A 15,296-nucleotide genomic window follows, 5' to 3' on the forward strand; every position below is an offset into this window, starting at 1 on the left:
CTTTGTTGTTTTTTTGTAAATGTTCAAAAGTGAAGCCTAATTCAAACATAATGCTGTAATATTATTGCAGATAACGGAAAAAGTATTGGCGAAGGACGGGCTACTTTGCAAAGGATTTCAAAGGAAGACCGAACCTGAGCAAAATGCTTTTTCATATTTCTAAATTAATAAAAAAAGAAATATGAAAAGCATTTTTGCGGATATTGTTAACCGAATTCTCAAAAACAATATTCACCCCGTTTTTTGCCAATACAATGTTAGCTGTAGTTTTTCTTATAGAATTTTGTTGTCTTCATTTTTTTTGAAAGAATTTCCTTTTCATCTACAAAGTACATACTATTTGTTTCAGTTCTAGAGTATCCAACTACATTTTGATCGAAAAGTTCGCGATCCTCCACTGACAAGTACTTACTAATAGTTTTTTTTCTATTGATGATGTTTGGAGGACTAATGTTGATTTGCTTATAATTAAATTTAGTATTTCTATCGAATAAACTATCTGAATAATAATACTTTTTGAGGTAAACATTAAAATTGCCATTATTCTTTTCCACTAAAAATAAATTTTCATAAAATGTAGGAATTTGGTTTGATAATTGGCCTTCTGAATAAAAATTAAATTCTTGCTTATGGTCAATTATTTTGAATTGAATTGGCAAACTATATGAAATTATTTGGGTTTCATTTTCATCCATTTCAATTAATGAAAAATTATCAATATAAAAATCATTATCTAAACGCATAAGTTCCAACTTAGGCTTCGAATTCCCTTCTTCGCAATTTGATATCTGAACTTTTTCTAAACTTTCAATGTCATTATCGACTTTATAAAAATATTTGACCTCAAAATCTCCAAAATATTTTGAAACAATTCTTAATGTTTGTAAATTATTTGAGTATTCTAAAACTTCTGAAAGCTTTTTATCTTCGTTGTATATAAAATATGTTATATTTATCGTATTATTTGTAAAATCACTTTCCTTTATGCTTTCAACAATATCAGTAAGTCCAAAATTTCTTGTTTCTCTTATTGATAATAAATCACCCTTTCTATATTTCATAAATGGATCTACTGAATAATCGGTGAAATCCTCCTCTGCAATTATGGTTTCTCTCTTACCCCATTCAAAATATTCAATAATTTGATTATTTTTTTTGATTATCCTTTTAGATTTATCATATTCATAGTTAATTACTTCCGAAAATTCACCTGAAGCAGCATCTACCGACCATGTAGTTTCCTTTATCACGAGTCCTTCAATATCAAAATATTTTTCTTTTCTAAAACTATTACCAGTAGTTAATTCATAAAATAAATATTCCATACAATTTAATAAAATTACAGCTAACGGTTTGGCAGCTTGGCGAAGGAGCGGATTAAAAGGACGAAACTTTCAACTTTGCACCAACGTTAGCAAAACCATTTTTTCTTTTTGCTAAATTACAAAAAAGAGCAAAAGAAAAATGGTTTTTGCGGATTTATTTGTAGAAAGTTTCAATTATCCGTGAACTCCGCTCTTTTGCCAAACTGCTTGTTAGCTGTAGTTGTTTTTATTCGTTTGTTGGAATTGGTGTACAAATCTCAACAATGAAACCATCAATATCTCGGATATATGAAACTGTTTGTCCCCAAGGTTTTGTCGTAGGGTTTTCAACTAAAATTGCTCCATTTTTTAACGCTCGTTCAAGCACTTCATTAACATTATCTGTCGTTAAAGAAATTTGATTTCCAAACGGTTTGTTGTTTATTGAACTTTCTATAAATCCATTTTTAAAGTTGGTATTTCCCAATTCTCTTGAAGCAAAAGAGATTGTAGTTTCTCCGGTTTTGAGTTCTCCATAATCGTTTTCAGGAGTTATGAACTTTTCTTCAAAACCGAATGCGTTTTTATAAAACTCAATTGATTTTTTTACATCTTCAACGTAGAATATTGTGTATCCAAATTTTACCATTTTTCTGTTTTTAAATTTTGACTACAAAGTTAATTTTCTTTGAGCGTAGTTAATTGTAAAAATCGGTCGTTTTTATTTTCGTACAATTCTTTTGGTGAATGTGTTGTAAATGCTTTGATTTCTTTGATGAAATGTGATTTGTCAAAGTATTCAACGGGGGTGTTTATTGTCTTGTTGGCAATGTTTCTATAAGATGAGTTGCATCGAATTATATTGAGATATGTTTTTAAGGAAGTTCCGAAGCGAGTGTTGAAATAGCGGTTTATTTGTCGTGAAGTCCAAAAAGTTTTTTGAGAAATTTCCGAAACGCTAAAGGTTTCCTTTTTGAAAATTTCTTGAAAAAGTCTGATTTTGTTTTCTTGAATTGTTTTTTGATTATTGGCTAATTCTAAAATTATTTCTTCCATTTGAGATGAGAACAATTCTAAATTTTCAAGATTGATTTTTTCGTTTTTGAAATAATCTGTTGGCAGAATTTGGTGCGAATTGAGAATAGATTTAAAGTCAATGTCTGTGAAAATTTCTGCTATCAAAAGTTTGAAACGAACTCCAAATACAAATGTATTCTCTTCGTATTGTACATTGATAGGTTTTGTCCAAATTCCTGTGATTTTCGTGTTGTTTGGCGAAATGATCAAATCAATATATCCGTTTGGTAAAATGGTATGTTCTACATTTTTAGTTGTTGCAGAATACCAAAAACATTTTATGAAATTCAATAAATTCGGATTTTCTGTTTTGATTTCTTGGTATGGCATTGCGGTGGGTTACAATTACAGCTAACGTTTCGGGGCTTGGCGTGTTTGCGAAGTACGGAACTGATTATTTTCTGTTAAATTTTAAATTTCTTGCGAAACGTAAACTTGAATTTACCACTAAATTCGCAATCACGCCAAACCGCTGTTGTACGACGTAGTTATGTTTTGGTTTTTAGTTCGGTTAAATATTTTCGTATGTCTTTTTCTAATTTATCAGGGTATTTGTAATCTAATTTTTTCGACAATTCAGTTCCTATTTCTGAAACTAAATCAGCCATTGAAAATAGGGCAGTCCAATTTTCCTTTATGTTGCTTCCTGAAAATGTCTGTTCTATTTTGCTCCACATTTCAGGGGTGAGAAGTTTTTTAAAGAGTCTTCCAAACTTATTGGTTGTTATGCTCCAATCGTGCTGACTAGCAATATGCCATTCAATTAGAGGGATTAAATAGTCCGTTCGAATATTGTTTTCCGACATAAATTTCGCGTAAAATAATTCATCTCTTACAAGGCTTTTAGCCAAGTATGTAGTATCCCACCAAAAATCATTTAACGTCTGCCTGAATTTCTGTTCTGTAGGTTTTTTAATGATGGAAACCCGATAAGTGGGCTCTTTCATATTCTGTGTGATGCAGTCTTTATCAATCAAAACTTTATAGCCGATGTCCCAATCTTCACACAATTCATCTTGGTTTATTTCCTCTAAAAAATCAGGGACGCTATACAGTTTGAAATCAACTTTTACATAATCTTCATACAAAACCATTTTCATCGCGTGTTTATAATCGAAGTAGCTTTCGTCTTCTTCAACCATTGCGATTGGATTTCCGAAGTTTAATATCCAGCTTTTGTCTGAAATGTAGTTTGAATTATTCTCAAAAATAAATTCAATATCTAAGTCGCTAAATTCGTCAACAGGTGCAAAAGGATTTGCAAGTGAACTCGTTAGTAGGAGAACTCTTACGTCTTCATTTTTTTCCGACCACTCAATAATTGATTTTAGCTTTTCTTCTCTGACTTTCATTTCGTGCAGTTTCTTTTACTATGTCGTACAACGTTTCGAGGCTTTGCGAAGGAGCGGATTAGAAAGACTGACCTTTCAATTTAGCACAGAAGTAGCAAAACCATTTTTCTATTTGCTAATTTACAGTTTAAAAGCAAATAAAAAATGATTTTGCGGATTAAATGCACAAACCTTGAATTAACCACTTAACCCGCTCTTTTGCAAAACCTTTGTTACCTGCTGGCCGTGTTTTCGTTATGCTTATCTGTTTATTTTTATTTTTTTGAAGCGTTGGCAAAATTTAAAACAATTTTTTCAGGTTGGAAAAGCAAGCTCTTTTGCAATTTTGGCTTTGTGTGTTGGCTTGTGCGAATTGCAAATGTGCTTGCTTTAGCGTTGGGCTATTCGTTATTATCTTTTTTACCTATTTGCTTTTTCTTCTTTTCAGGAAGATAGTTTTGATTTGATACAACTTTTTGTCCAGTTTTACTTTCCAGTTCTTTTCTTGCATTTCCTGCAACAGCTCCGCCTTGTTTAGCGGCTTTTTGGTTTTCTTGAAATCCTTTTGGGTTTTGTGTCTTTACTATTGCGGTTGTAGATGCTTCGCCTAACATTGAAAAAATCAACTCAAGGTCAGTCATATGGTCACGCAAATTTTGGCTTTTTAGTCCTTTTACTTTTTTATATTCCGATGGTGTAAGTCCAAATGTTGCTTTAGAAATTTCTGCGGTCAGAATAGCGTATTCTATTTGTTCTTTTACTCCTCTGTTTTTCCATTCGTCTGTTAATTCTTCACGAATAGCAATGCTTCGCATACGTTTTTCAATCCAATCGTCCGAATAGCCTTTTAGTTTGTACAATTCTCTTGTTCGTTGAGTAGCCAATTCTGGATTTTCGATTTCGTCCAAACGGTCAGCACCTACTTGTGCCAACCAAAGTTTAAAAGGTTCTGCTTTTGGAGAGGGAATGGATTGTATGATTCTCAATAATCCTTTAGTGTCAGATGCTTGTATTTTACGTTTTTTACCGTCTGCGGCAGTCATTTCAACTAGGGTACAAATTGTACCCCAGTTGCATTTTAGCTGTTCGTCACGGCTCAACATTCTTTTGATATATTGTTTTACGTCAGCACTTTCAGTTAAAACTTCAACTACGTCTTGAACAGAAAAATACCATTTTTCTTCTGCTTCATTCCAAGTGGAACGTATTTGTTTGCTCTCAAATAATTTGATATTGCCCATAGAGCAAATTTATCAAAATAATACTTTCAAAATCTATGTATTATGCTTTTTCTTGAACTCTTCAATAGTTTTTAAAGCAACAGCATTTTGTGCTTCAGCAGCACTCTCTAAAATCTCTTTTTGTAGTTTTCTTTCTATTTCTGACTTATCATTTAGCAATAATAGTTCATCTTGATGCTTTTTATCTCTAATTTCTTGTTGTTTTGTAAGGTAATCTTGTGTACGTTCTTCTAATTCGAGAGCATAGTCATCTTCTCTTTTTTTAATGGCTCTATCATAAGCACCAGCAGGTGTTGCTATTTTGGCCATTGTGGGTAATATTTCAATAACAAAAAACAAAATTCTCACAAGCCATAAGAAGAAAAGCATACCATCGTTAGCATATTTCGTCCTTTTGATATAGTTGGTTTTATAGATTGGAGCTTCTACTGTACCATTGTTTATTTGTGTAGAATCTGCGATGTATGTAATTTTTCGTTTCGCAGCATTTTCTAAAGCAATGTAATCTCTGATAAAACTTTCCTGCTGTAAAGAATCTAACGTATTTGCCATTTTATCCGCAGTTTTACTTTTTTCCAAAACATTTTTAGTTAATTCGGAAGCGTTTGACTCTTGCTCTATTGCAATTTTGTTCTGTTCATTTACATATTCAGCACATCTTTTACTTTGTTCTTGAAGAATCTTCTGATACTCATTATTTACTTTGCTGAAATTAGCAACAGCGTTTTGATAAGTAGCACTTCTTCGATATGCAGAAGCAGTGTTAGGCTGGTCTGTTCTCAATAGACTATTGTATTTGTTTATTACAGCATCCCTATTATTTCGTTTTGATTTCCACTCTGATTCTAATTGTTTTCTTTGAGTTTCTAAATTACTATAAATAGGGTCTGTGTTACAGTTTTTAGCGTTCTCTCTTGCTTTATTAGCAGAGGTTGTCGCTAAGCTTTCTAAGTCTTTATCCGCATTGATTCCTTTAGAATCTCCCATTAAATCACGATATTCAAGAATTGTAGTTTCCTTGTCTATCATTTTTTGTTCTTCAATTTTATCTCTAAAAATCAGCAATTCAAGTGGTATAGAAATGATAAATGCAATTAATCCAGCAAGAACTGCACGACCTCCAAACTGTACCCAAAAATTTTGTTTAGGATTGTCGGGGTCTTTTTTTAGTGTTACGACTAATGTTCTATCAATACTAAAAATCAACATTCCCCAAATAATTGCAAAAACAATTGCGACAAGAATACTTTTACTAAAATACCAACCAGCATAACCTCCTGCAAACATTGCAAATAAGGTGGTCATAAAAATGGTAAAACCAATGCCCGCTTGTCGATTATAATCGGTAGGGCAATCTTTCAGTATATTGATTTCTGCTCCTGAAAATAACCAGAAGAAATATTGAATTTGTGTGTATTTGTGTTCTTTATTTTTTAGTGATTCGCTCATGTTCTGTCTTAAAGTTTTCAATTAGTTTTTGAGTAGGGTAGTATTTTGATTTACGATAAAAAAAAGTTAGTCCAAATGGCAATATTCCTATAAATAATGTGATAATGAATACAGCAATTGACATCATAGAAACAATATTGTTTCTGAACGAAAAGATGTAAAATGGCTTTTTTAAATAGTAAATCGTCTTATCCAACCAATATTCAGGTATTTGTTGATGGTTCAGGATTGAATGAATTTCAAATTCTGTTTTGAAAAGAAAATTTCCTATAACAACAGTTTGTAAAAAAGCTATAACACAAACGAAAAAAGTAATAGTTAGAATAGTACCCCATTTTCTGTATTGGTGTAACCATTTGTCAATTTTTTTTATCATCACAAAATGAATAAATGAAAAGCAAATAGCCAAAAGCATATTCAGTATGGTGTATGAAAAATTGAATAAAGAAAAGGCTACCCAACCTGCAAAAAATGAAATTGCTATCTGAAACCAAGCAATATACTTAATGAAAGAAGCTCCGTACTGCATTGTCGGACATTCTTCCAATATCGTTTTATCAAAAGCTGATAATTTTAGAAAAGCTAAGCCTATCATTTGTCGTATAAAAAATTTACTAATTTTCTAAATGGATTAAAAGGCTTTTGTTCTTTTTTAGCTTCTTTGAATGCTAACTCAAATGAAGTATTCTCCAATACCTTTTGCCCAAAAGATAAATCAAGATGAGGAAGTTCTATTTTGGGTAAATTGATATTTATTCTTGGTCTTTCATCTACTGTAATATCAATTCTCTTTTCAATATGATTTCCAAGTGGGTCAGAAGCAATGATTTTGAAAAATCTCGTATTTCTTTTTGCGGAAATTTCCAGTTTGTTGTCATTCGTTACTTCTGTTTGAGTTCCGAAGTTGTCTTCGATTATAATCGTGGAAGCATTTTCAATGTCCCAACTTAATTTTATTGGCAAACTTTCTACAACAAATTCCAAATCAGAAGCAAACCTTTTGATTTCAACTCTTTTGAAAACTTGAATCGTAATTTCTTTTTCTTCTTTTGTAACTCCGTCTAATGCAGTAACAATAAGTTTGTAATTGGTGTGGTCTGTAGGTGATATGTTTTTTTCTCCTTTGTTGCCAACTACTTCCATATTACCAGCATAATGCAGTTCTACTTTTTCTGCATTTTCAATATCCCAAACTAATTGTGTTTCTTTCCCAAATTCTATCTTTTGTTGCTTGGAACGAAATTCTTTAATGTTTGGAAGAGGAAGAACGGTTATGTTTAGTTCATTTTCTGTTTTATCAAAGGCATTTTCTGCAAGTAACTTGTATGTAGCTGTATTGGTTGGCGAAACAGAAATAGAATGCTTTCCTGTTACATTTCCGACACCATTGTTTATTGAAATTTTATCATAATTCTCAATATTCCACGATAATTCAATAGTTTTCCCTTTTAGAACTTCCTTTTCATTCGAGCCAAAATTGATTATTTTAGGTGCTTTTAAAAAATGTTCAAAAGACGTAAGATTAAGATAATTATTTTCCGATAAATAGCTGTTCAAAATTCTTGTCAGACTTTTGATAGAATTAGATAGCTTTTGTAAATCATTATAGATTTTAGCATTTGCAAAATCTTCAAAGTCGGTTTCAGTAAACAATAAGTATTGAGTATCTTTCACCTGATACTTGTTCCATAAATTTGAGTTTTCAGAAAGAGCAAGTATTGAAAGATAGATTACCAATTCTGAAAAATAATCCGCTTTTAAAGACGCTTTTCCCGCTTTGAAACGAGAAGGATGTTGATAACCTTTTAATCCTGTAACTAATTCTTTTTGCCCCTCAATTTCAGGAATACAAATAGAATCATAATCTACAAGTTTGATGTTTCCATTTCGGTCAATCAAAATATTTCCTTCTTGCAAATCTCCGTGAGAAATCTTATTATCTCGTAGAGTTTTACACATTTCCAGAAAATCATTAGCAAGTTTAGTTAGTTTGTTTTTGTTGCCTAAATTTTCTTCAAGATATTCTTTTAGCAATTTTCCATCGAGCCATTCCATTCGGATAGTATCGAGTAGATTTCCATTAACTAAAATTCCTTTTTCATCATAGATAAAATCAGCAAAATAGGGTAGTTTCTTTTCAGAAAGATATTTTGATATTTTTCGGTAACGGTCTGTATGTTCTCCCATAGGAACGTGCCAGACCCTAAAAGCCCATTTTTTATTTTGATGCTCCAATTGAAACACCATATTGAAGCCACCTACATATTTAAATAAACTTCCGTCTTTCTTTTTTCTTGGAACAGCACCTTTAAGTTCGGGTATTTTTAGAAAAATCTCCAAATTTTTTACTGCTGTTTCAATATGTTGCATTTCAATTGCCATTCTTAAAATTTGTCAAAAATTGATTTAGTTTTATTTTCTCTAATCACAGATTTAGTTTCTGTTGGCTTATCCCATTTTGCCATAATTTCTTCAATAGGCAATAGCGTTACTTCGTTTCCTTTTATAGCAAAACCATATTGAGGTTTTATGCTTTCAAACTTGTTGTTGAATTGAGAAATAATATTTGGCTGATTTTTAATAATGATGATGTTTTCATCATTTAATCTTGCTTTAAATGTCCAATTATATGAGCCCGTTATTACTGTAAAATCATCAACAATGCAAAATTTATTGTGCATAAATCTGTCTTTTGAGCCATCGTTGATATTGCCGATATATCCTACATATCCTTTATTTTGCAACAATTCTTTAAAATCAACTCGTGAATTTTTGTTGAACTCGTGATTTGCTACTATGATATAAACCTGAACACCTCTGTTTTGAGCCTGAATAATACTTTGGTAGATTTCAACATCAGTAAACCACGCAACACAAATTTTCAGACTTTCGTTTGAAGCCGAAATTTGATTGATGATTTGATTGTGTATATCTTCAAAATAAACCTCCGTCATTGTTAAAACTTATTCATAATGTTGTTTGCATCAGGAAGTTTTACTTCTTTTTTACTTGGCGGATTGGGCTGTTTATTCCATTTATCCATTATGTTTTCTTTGGTAACTTCAAGTCTGTCAATCAGTAGATTTTCTAACGGTTCTAATTGTTGAATGTCGTTTTTCGATAACTGTTCTTTCAATTTATTAGTCAAATCGACAACTGTTTGATTATTATGGAGTAACAAACTATTGATTAAAGCCGATTGATTTACATTAGCGAAATCCTCTTTTGAAAAAAGCAAGTCTTCAGTTTCATAATATTTTACCCACAGATTCGGTTGGGTTTCAAATACAAGCAAGGATAAATAAATTACCAATTCTGAAAAGTAATCCAATTTAGGGTTTACAAACCTATTTGCAGACCGTGATGGATGTTGATAACCGGGCAAACCTTTAATTGAATCAGTCATTCCTTCAAGCGGTTTAATATACATTGAATCGTAATCAATAATTGTTAAACTACAATCGGGATTAACCAAAATATTTCCGTGTTGCAAATCTCCGTGAGCGATATTTTGCTGATGAAAATATGCAACCATTTCTTTAAAATTCTCTCGTACTTTTGAAATTGAAGAAGGATTTGAATGTATATTATCGTTGATAAAATCTTTCAAAGTTTTTCCTTCAACCCAATCCATTAAAACGATAGGATAGATTTTACCATTGATAAGAAGTGCTTCTTCCAAATATTTAAAATCACAGAAATAAGAATTGTTCAGATTTGCTAAATAAGTTGATATTTCCTGACTTCTTCTCTTGGCATCTCCAATATCGGCAATCCAACAACGTACAGCTACTTTTTGGGAATTGCTTGTGTGAAACGGAAAAACTGTTGTGTAACCACCTGAATATTGAATAACACGAGAACCTTTTTGAATAATCGTTCCTCCGATGAGTTCGCTAGCTTTAAAGCTAACTTGCGGATTTCGCATTGCTGTTACTATATCAGTTCTTGAAGGATAAATATTTGCCATACGTTAGAATTTATCAAAAATTGATTTAGCTTTCGGATTGTCGGAAACTATTTTCTGAATTGGTTCAGATGATTTTTCTTCTTTCTGATTTTGTTCTGAAAGACTATCATTTTCGACAGGCGAATTACCCTCAGCTGTGTTTTCTTTTATATTTTCATCAAGCGGTTTTTCCCCCTCTATTTTCTGCTCCGAGTTTTCAATTTCCTCATCTTTAATCTCCTTTGATTGCTCAACTTGTTTAGTTTCCTCTTTTTCAGAATTTTCTTCTTTTGTTAATTGTTCTTCCCCGTTTTCTTCTTCATTTACATTTAAAGAATCTTGAGAAGAAACTTCTTTTTTTTTAGCTTCTTCAAGTTTCTCCGCTTCTTCTTTAACAAGCTCTGACAAAAAAGTTACTTCGATATTAGAATAGGAAAATTCTTTTTTGCCATCGTCAAAAAGTTCAAGTATCAAAATTGCGGAATCATCGTCATTTAATCGGTTTACATTTCTTTCATTTGCAATTGTTTCAAGATATTGTTCTTGGGTTTTGATGTTGTCAAGTGTCTGTTTGGCTTGTTCTGTATTTAATAAAAACCATTCAGCAAGGGCATCGGTCATTAAATAAAAAGTTCCTTCCTTTATTTTTTCTCCTTTAATTGATTTTTTTTCTCCTTTATGAGAACTTCCAATACTTGATAAATAATCAGGGAAGTTGTCAAATACAATAGGTTCGGGTTTAGTGGATAATTTAATTTCAATCTCCGTTGAACCCTTTGGAATGAAAAACAAAAAACTATCTCCTAATGCTTGTGCAATCCATTTTTGGTCAGATTCTAAAAATTGAAGTCCGACCAATGTTGCCAATGCAGGGTCTTTTCTATTGTATTGAGATTTTGTAAACCATTTGGTTTCTGGTTGATTTACAATTTCATCAATTTTGGATTGCCATTCTTTTTGACTTTCAACAATAAATTCATTGTTATCTTTCCAATCTTTTTGATTGACATATTTATTTACTAAAATATCCGACCAAATTTTTGGGAAGAAAGACTTTGAAACTCCATCAGAAATAGAAAACTTATGATGTTGAGTGTTTACTGCATAATTATCCGCACAATCTGAATACAATTCTGATTTCTTACTCGTTATAAATCCTTTTATATTGATTTTCATTTCTTAAATAATTCTGTCTGTTCCTCCAGATGAACCAAAATTGATAAACTTAATAAGAGTTTCGGGACCAGCATTTGAAACAAAACCTCTTGAATCTACGTCTGTTACAAATTCGTGTTTTCTTGCGGCTTCACGATATGTTTCAGGTACTTTACTTGAAATTTTGAAAAGTATTTTTCCTTCTTCGTCTGAAACTTCGTTTTCAGTTGAGGAAAACTTTGTTTCGTTGAATGGTGGTTGTCCTAAATGGACATTGAAAATTAGAGGATTTCCATCTCCAGTATTGATATTCATAATACTGTTTGCGGTTGATATTGTTTTTTCAATATCGTCTATTGGATTACTTCCTGTATATGGCATTCCGTCCGAAACATTTATAATTACGGGTGCAGGATTGTCAGGTTTTTTAGTTATCCAACCTTCTATGAGTTGCTTTGCAAAATCAAGAGCTTCTGCCATTGGTGTTAATCCATTTCGTGGGCAAGTAGGTTCAACATACATAGCCATTTCTTCCTCAATTTCAACTAAACCTCCCGCTCCGTCAGAAACTTTCTTTTTTATTTTCTCAATTCTTAAAGGACTATCAGCAAAAGCACTTAAATAGTCAGAACGAATATCATCTACTGAATTACCACCTTTTCCACCATAACCAATAAGGGATATAAACACTCTATCTTTGATTTTATCTCCAGCACTATTAGTGAAAATTAAGTCATTAATTGTTCTATTGATAACTAGAGAGGTAAACTCTGCTTTGTTCTTTCCTCCTGTATAATCTTCTCCCATAGAACCTGATTGGTCAATGAGAAAAATTATGTAACCAGGATTTGCTGAACTCCATTGTTTTGAATTGTTACTCATAATTTATTCTGTTTTATAGTTAAATTTCAAATTTATCAAAATATATCTTCTGTTAATTACGGTTTTCCGTAATCTGTTTTTTGGCGTTGGCAAAAAAATGGCTCTTTTGGTTTTTTGAAGCGTTGGCTTGCGTGTTGACAAAAACCAAATGTGCCATTTGTGCGTTGGCTAAAATTGTTTTAAAATGTGTGTTGGCAAAAAAAATAAAAATAATTTCATTCGTTGTTGTTTGTTTTCCCGAAGTTTCAATTTAGTACGGCTGTTCAAATCGGCTTGCAGGTAACGGTTCGGGGCTTTGCGAAGTGGCGGAAAATCGAAGCCGAAAGTTTCGATTTAGACGGAACGTAGCAAAAGCCAATTTTTATTTGCTAATTTATGAAAAAAAGCCAATAAAATTGGCTTTTGCGGATTAAAATGCACAAACTTTCAATTTAGACTTAACCCCGCCATTTTGCAAAACCCTTGTTAGCAGCAGAGCTATCTGTTTCCTTTCGCTCGGTTATGCGTTTTACAAAGCATTTCACAGTTTTTTATGTCGGTTGTTCCGCCTTTGCTCCACGCTGTAACGTGGTCGGCATCCATATCTTTTAAACTCCAAATTTTGGTTTTGTTGGCATCGTGTCCAATGCTACAAAGTGAACAATTTGAAGTTCCGTTTTTCTCGGCTTCGTTGGTTTGTTTTGCGTAAACCGATTTTTTGGTTGCTTCGTCAAATACTCGAACGTCAAGCAATTTAAAATCAGTCGAACCGCCCAAAATAAATTCAAAAACACCTTTTCGGTTTTTTACATAACTGTCTGCATAAAGTTCTCGAACTTGTTCCGATACTTTTTGCGGATTGTACGGCTGTTTTCGATAAGTTTCATAAAGTCGTCCCCATTCTAAACCTCGCATTTCGGTTTCCACATCTGTAAAAACGGTTGAAGCCCAATCTATCACGCTGTTAAAGTAGTTTTTGAGTTCGTTTATGTTATCGTCGAAGCGATGTCGGCTCATATAATCATCGATCTGACCCTTACTGACCCAATCTAAAGCACGTTCTAAAAACTCTTGTCGGTTGGCACTTCCCGATACATAAGCACTCCATTTTTGAATATTTGCGTTTTGGCTGTTGCTAAATTCTTCTTTTCCAAGCGTAACAAACGGACCAGAATAAACAGCGTTTAAAAGTTCTTGATTGTTGAGCGGAACGCCTGCAATATTGATAGTTTTAAACCATTCTTTTATTTCGGGTTCTGTTCCCTCGCATTCGTAAATAAGTAATTTTGTGTGCAATATTTTATTTTGAAGTTCGGTTGCTAAACTGCTAAAATATTGTTGCATTCCGTTTTCGTCTTTTATGGCGAATTTGTTGGTTAAAAATCGTCCGATACTTGTAATTCGTTGCTGTCCGTCTAACACTTCAAGATTATCATCATTGATTTTGTTGAAATAAATCAAGCCCAGCGGATAACCATTTAAAATACTTTCAATTACGGCAACATCACGTTTTCCGTCTGCGTAAATATAATTTCGTTGGTATTCGGGTTGAATGGTCAGTTTGCCCGACAAACCAAACAAACCTTTGCCTTCTAATTCGTTGTAAACGAATCCATCGCAAATATCTTTTATGGTAATTTCTGTTTGTAAAGTTGTTTTCATTTAGTTTCTGTGTTTGATAAGCACTCTGCTATAAATTCTTTTTCCGTTAATGTATCCACGGTCAAGTTTTCCAATCCAATCTTGGTTAATCAATTCCGGTAATTTTCCATCTTTCACATCATAATCACTTCCAATAATTTCAAATTGTTCGGGAGAATATTTATCCAGAAAACTAATTGGAACTCCCATAATACCGTTGTAGTCGCTTGGAATAGCATCTGTAAATGAAATATCAATTGCTTTGTAGTTATCATAAGTTTGATAACCATTTTCTTTTATATCCTTGTGTTTGCTAAATTTCAAATTGTCAGCCATTGTCATTAATGCTAATGGTTGATGTCTTTTTCCGTGGTCTATGTTTGTGTACCAACAGCAATTTCTGAATTTTACTAATCCAGTTTCTGTGTCATAAACTCCATCAGCATAATCGTTATTTATTGGAGAAGCGAAATAGGCGTTGCCAGCTTTAAATCCGTTTCCTAACCATATTTTATCTTCTTTAAGTAGCGAAAAAACCTCTTTGTAAGTTATGGCATTCATACTTCCGATGATTACAAACTGTTTGTCAGCTTCGACTATCCAATTTAAAAACTCACGAAAAAGAGAAAATGGAGGGTTGGTAATAATGATATCAGCTTTATTGCGGATTTTTTTAATTTCTTCACTTTTGAAATCGCCATCGCCTTCAAGATATTCCCATTCCAAATCGTTTACGTCAATTTTTCCGTCTTTATTTTTGTCTTGGTCAAGAATAAAAATTTTGCCGTTGGTTACGGTTTTATTTTTGTCGAATTGAGGATTTTCAGTTTCAAATAGAGTAGGCTGATAGCCACCTTTGTAAAGTTTGCTATGAGGTGCAAAACTGGTACTGATGAGTTTTTTTAGTCCAAAGTTTTCAAAATTCTGTGCAAAGAATTTAGTAAAGTTGCTCCATTCTGGGTCGTCACACGGAAGTAAAATTGTTTTACCTTGAAATACGTTTGGATTGTATTCTAAATACGAATTGATTTCACGTTCAATATCGAAATATTGAGTGTAAAATTCATCGTTTTTTGTGTTCTTCGCTTTTGTTAAATTGCTGTTCTTCGTTGTTTTTTCCGCCATCCTTTCCCGTCAGCACACGAAGTCTGAACGGAATTTGTTTGTCGGACGAAGTTTTGTTTCGAAGCCGTTCCGCTAGCTTTGCTGCTAACGGGAAAGGGCTTTGCGAAGTTACGCCAAAAACGAGGCTGCCATAGCTTTGGAGGCGTAATTTTGCAAAACCCAT

The 15,296-nt window shown here is 32.6% G+C and carries 15 protein-coding genes; all 15 read right to left on the reverse strand.

All coding sequences use genetic code 11. From position 1 onward, the window contains the following. Positions 1 to 257 precede the first annotated feature (257 nt). Entirely contained in the window at positions 258 to 1,325 is a 1,068-nt protein-coding gene (locus AC23MB_RS13825; protein ID WP_487787575.1) for a hypothetical protein, read from the reverse strand. Between the two features lie 226 nt (positions 1,326 to 1,551). Next, the gene (locus tag AC23MB_RS13830) at positions 1,552 to 1,953 is read right to left on the reverse strand and encodes a VOC family protein (RefSeq protein ID WP_487787576.1); all 402 of its coding nucleotides are present in this window, start codon (positions 1,951 to 1,953) and stop codon (positions 1,552 to 1,554) included. A gap of 29 nt (positions 1,954 to 1,982) precedes the next feature. Continuing rightward, positions 1,983 to 2,711, reverse strand: a complete 729-nt coding sequence (locus AC23MB_RS13835; protein ID WP_487787577.1) for a DUF6597 domain-containing transcriptional factor — start codon at positions 2,709 to 2,711, stop codon at positions 1,983 to 1,985. 158 nt (positions 2,712 to 2,869) lie between these two features. After that, on the reverse strand, positions 2,870 to 3,733 hold the full coding sequence (locus AC23MB_RS13840) for an AadS family aminoglycoside 6-adenylyltransferase (protein WP_091147471.1): 864 nt from the start codon (positions 3,731 to 3,733) through the stop codon (positions 2,870 to 2,872). A 380-nt stretch (positions 3,734 to 4,113) separates the two neighbouring features. Continuing rightward, on the reverse strand, positions 4,114 to 4,953 hold the full coding sequence (locus tag AC23MB_RS13845) for a BRO-N domain-containing protein (RefSeq protein WP_487787578.1): 840 nt from the start codon (positions 4,951 to 4,953) through the stop codon (positions 4,114 to 4,116). Positions 4,954 to 4,986: 33 nt separating this feature from the next. Beyond that, positions 4,987 to 6,423 carry a DUF4407 domain-containing protein gene (locus AC23MB_RS13850; RefSeq protein ID WP_487787579.1) on the reverse strand — a complete coding sequence of 479 codons (1,437 nt, stop codon included), beginning with the start codon at positions 6,421 to 6,423 and terminating at the stop codon, positions 4,987 to 4,989. Beyond that, positions 6,380 to 6,997 (reverse strand): hypothetical protein, encoded by a 618-nt coding sequence (locus AC23MB_RS13855; protein WP_487787580.1) that lies wholly within the window; start codon positions 6,995 to 6,997, stop codon positions 6,380 to 6,382. The genes AC23MB_RS13850 and AC23MB_RS13855 overlap by 44 nt, the downstream gene beginning before the upstream one ends. After that, positions 6,994 to 8,784 carry a protein kinase domain-containing protein gene (locus AC23MB_RS13860; protein WP_487787581.1) on the reverse strand — a complete coding sequence of 597 codons (1,791 nt, stop codon included), beginning with the start codon at positions 8,782 to 8,784 and terminating at the stop codon, positions 6,994 to 6,996. The genes AC23MB_RS13855 and AC23MB_RS13860 overlap by 4 nt, the downstream gene beginning before the upstream one ends. A gap of 2 nt (positions 8,785 to 8,786) precedes the next feature. Further along, positions 8,787 to 9,356, reverse strand: a complete 570-nt coding sequence (locus tag AC23MB_RS13865; protein WP_487787582.1) for a phospholipase D-like domain-containing protein — start codon at positions 9,354 to 9,356, stop codon at positions 8,787 to 8,789. A gap of 2 nt (positions 9,357 to 9,358) precedes the next feature. Beyond that, positions 9,359 to 10,372: a protein kinase domain-containing protein gene (locus AC23MB_RS13870; protein ID WP_487787583.1), complete on the reverse strand. Its 1,014-nt coding sequence runs from the start codon at positions 10,370 to 10,372 to the stop codon at positions 9,359 to 9,361. 3 nt (positions 10,373 to 10,375) lie between these two features. Beyond that, positions 10,376 to 11,527: a hypothetical protein gene (locus AC23MB_RS13875; RefSeq protein ID WP_487787584.1), complete on the reverse strand. Its 1,152-nt coding sequence runs from the start codon at positions 11,525 to 11,527 to the stop codon at positions 10,376 to 10,378. Between the two features lie 3 nt (positions 11,528 to 11,530). Next, positions 11,531 to 12,388, reverse strand: a complete 858-nt coding sequence (locus AC23MB_RS13880) for a vWA domain-containing protein (protein WP_089766264.1) — start codon at positions 12,386 to 12,388, stop codon at positions 11,531 to 11,533. A 477-nt stretch (positions 12,389 to 12,865) separates the two neighbouring features. Then, positions 12,866 to 14,029, reverse strand: a complete 1,164-nt coding sequence (locus AC23MB_RS13885) for an HNH endonuclease family protein (protein ID WP_487787585.1) — start codon at positions 14,027 to 14,029, stop codon at positions 12,866 to 12,868. Beyond that, positions 14,030 to 15,133 (reverse strand): adenine-specific methyltransferase EcoRI family protein, encoded by a 1,104-nt coding sequence (locus tag AC23MB_RS13890; protein WP_487787586.1) that lies wholly within the window; start codon positions 15,131 to 15,133, stop codon positions 14,030 to 14,032. It lies immediately after the preceding gene. Then, positions 15,072 to 15,296: hypothetical protein (locus AC23MB_RS13895; RefSeq protein WP_487787587.1), on the reverse strand; the 225-nt coding region annotated here is incomplete at its 5' end. The genes AC23MB_RS13890 and AC23MB_RS13895, both read right to left, overlap by 62 nt.

The sequence above is a fragment of the Soonwooa sp. T0.1_25 genome (assembly GCF_057652215.1).

Excerpts from the sequence above, each read along its gene's own strand:
- AC23MB_RS13825 (WP_487787575.1), bottom strand. The coding sequence starts at position 1,325 with ATGGAATATTTATTTTATGAATTAACTACTGGTAATAGTTTTAGAAAA.
- AC23MB_RS13830 (WP_487787576.1), bottom strand. The coding sequence starts at position 1,953 with ATGGTAAAATTTGGATACACAATATTCTACGTTGAAGATGTAAAAAAA.
- AC23MB_RS13835 (WP_487787577.1), bottom strand. The coding sequence starts at position 2,711 with ATGCCATACCAAGAAATCAAAACAGAAAATCCGAATTTATTGAATTTC.
- AC23MB_RS13840 (WP_091147471.1), bottom strand. The coding sequence starts at position 3,733 with ATGAAAGTCAGAGAAGAAAAGCTAAAATCAATTATTGAGTGGTCGGAA.
- AC23MB_RS13845 (WP_487787578.1), bottom strand. The coding sequence starts at position 4,953 with ATGGGCAATATCAAATTATTTGAGAGCAAACAAATACGTTCCACTTGG.
- AC23MB_RS13855 (WP_487787580.1), bottom strand. The coding sequence starts at position 6,997 with ATGATAGGCTTAGCTTTTCTAAAATTATCAGCTTTTGATAAAACGATA.
- AC23MB_RS13860 (WP_487787581.1), bottom strand. The coding sequence starts at position 8,784 with ATGGCAATTGAAATGCAACATATTGAAACAGCAGTAAAAAATTTGGAG.
- AC23MB_RS13865 (WP_487787582.1), bottom strand. The coding sequence starts at position 9,356 with ATGACGGAGGTTTATTTTGAAGATATACACAATCAAATCATCAATCAA.
- AC23MB_RS13870 (WP_487787583.1), bottom strand. The coding sequence starts at position 10,372 with ATGGCAAATATTTATCCTTCAAGAACTGATATAGTAACAGCAATGCGA.
- AC23MB_RS13875 (WP_487787584.1), bottom strand. The coding sequence starts at position 11,527 with ATGAAAATCAATATAAAAGGATTTATAACGAGTAAGAAATCAGAATTG.
- AC23MB_RS13880 (WP_089766264.1), bottom strand. The coding sequence starts at position 12,388 with ATGAGTAACAATTCAAAACAATGGAGTTCAGCAAATCCTGGTTACATA.
- AC23MB_RS13885 (WP_487787585.1), bottom strand. The coding sequence starts at position 14,029 with ATGAAAACAACTTTACAAACAGAAATTACCATAAAAGATATTTGCGAT.
- AC23MB_RS13890 (WP_487787586.1), bottom strand. The coding sequence starts at position 15,133 with ATGGCGGAAAAAACAACGAAGAACAGCAATTTAACAAAAGCGAAGAAC.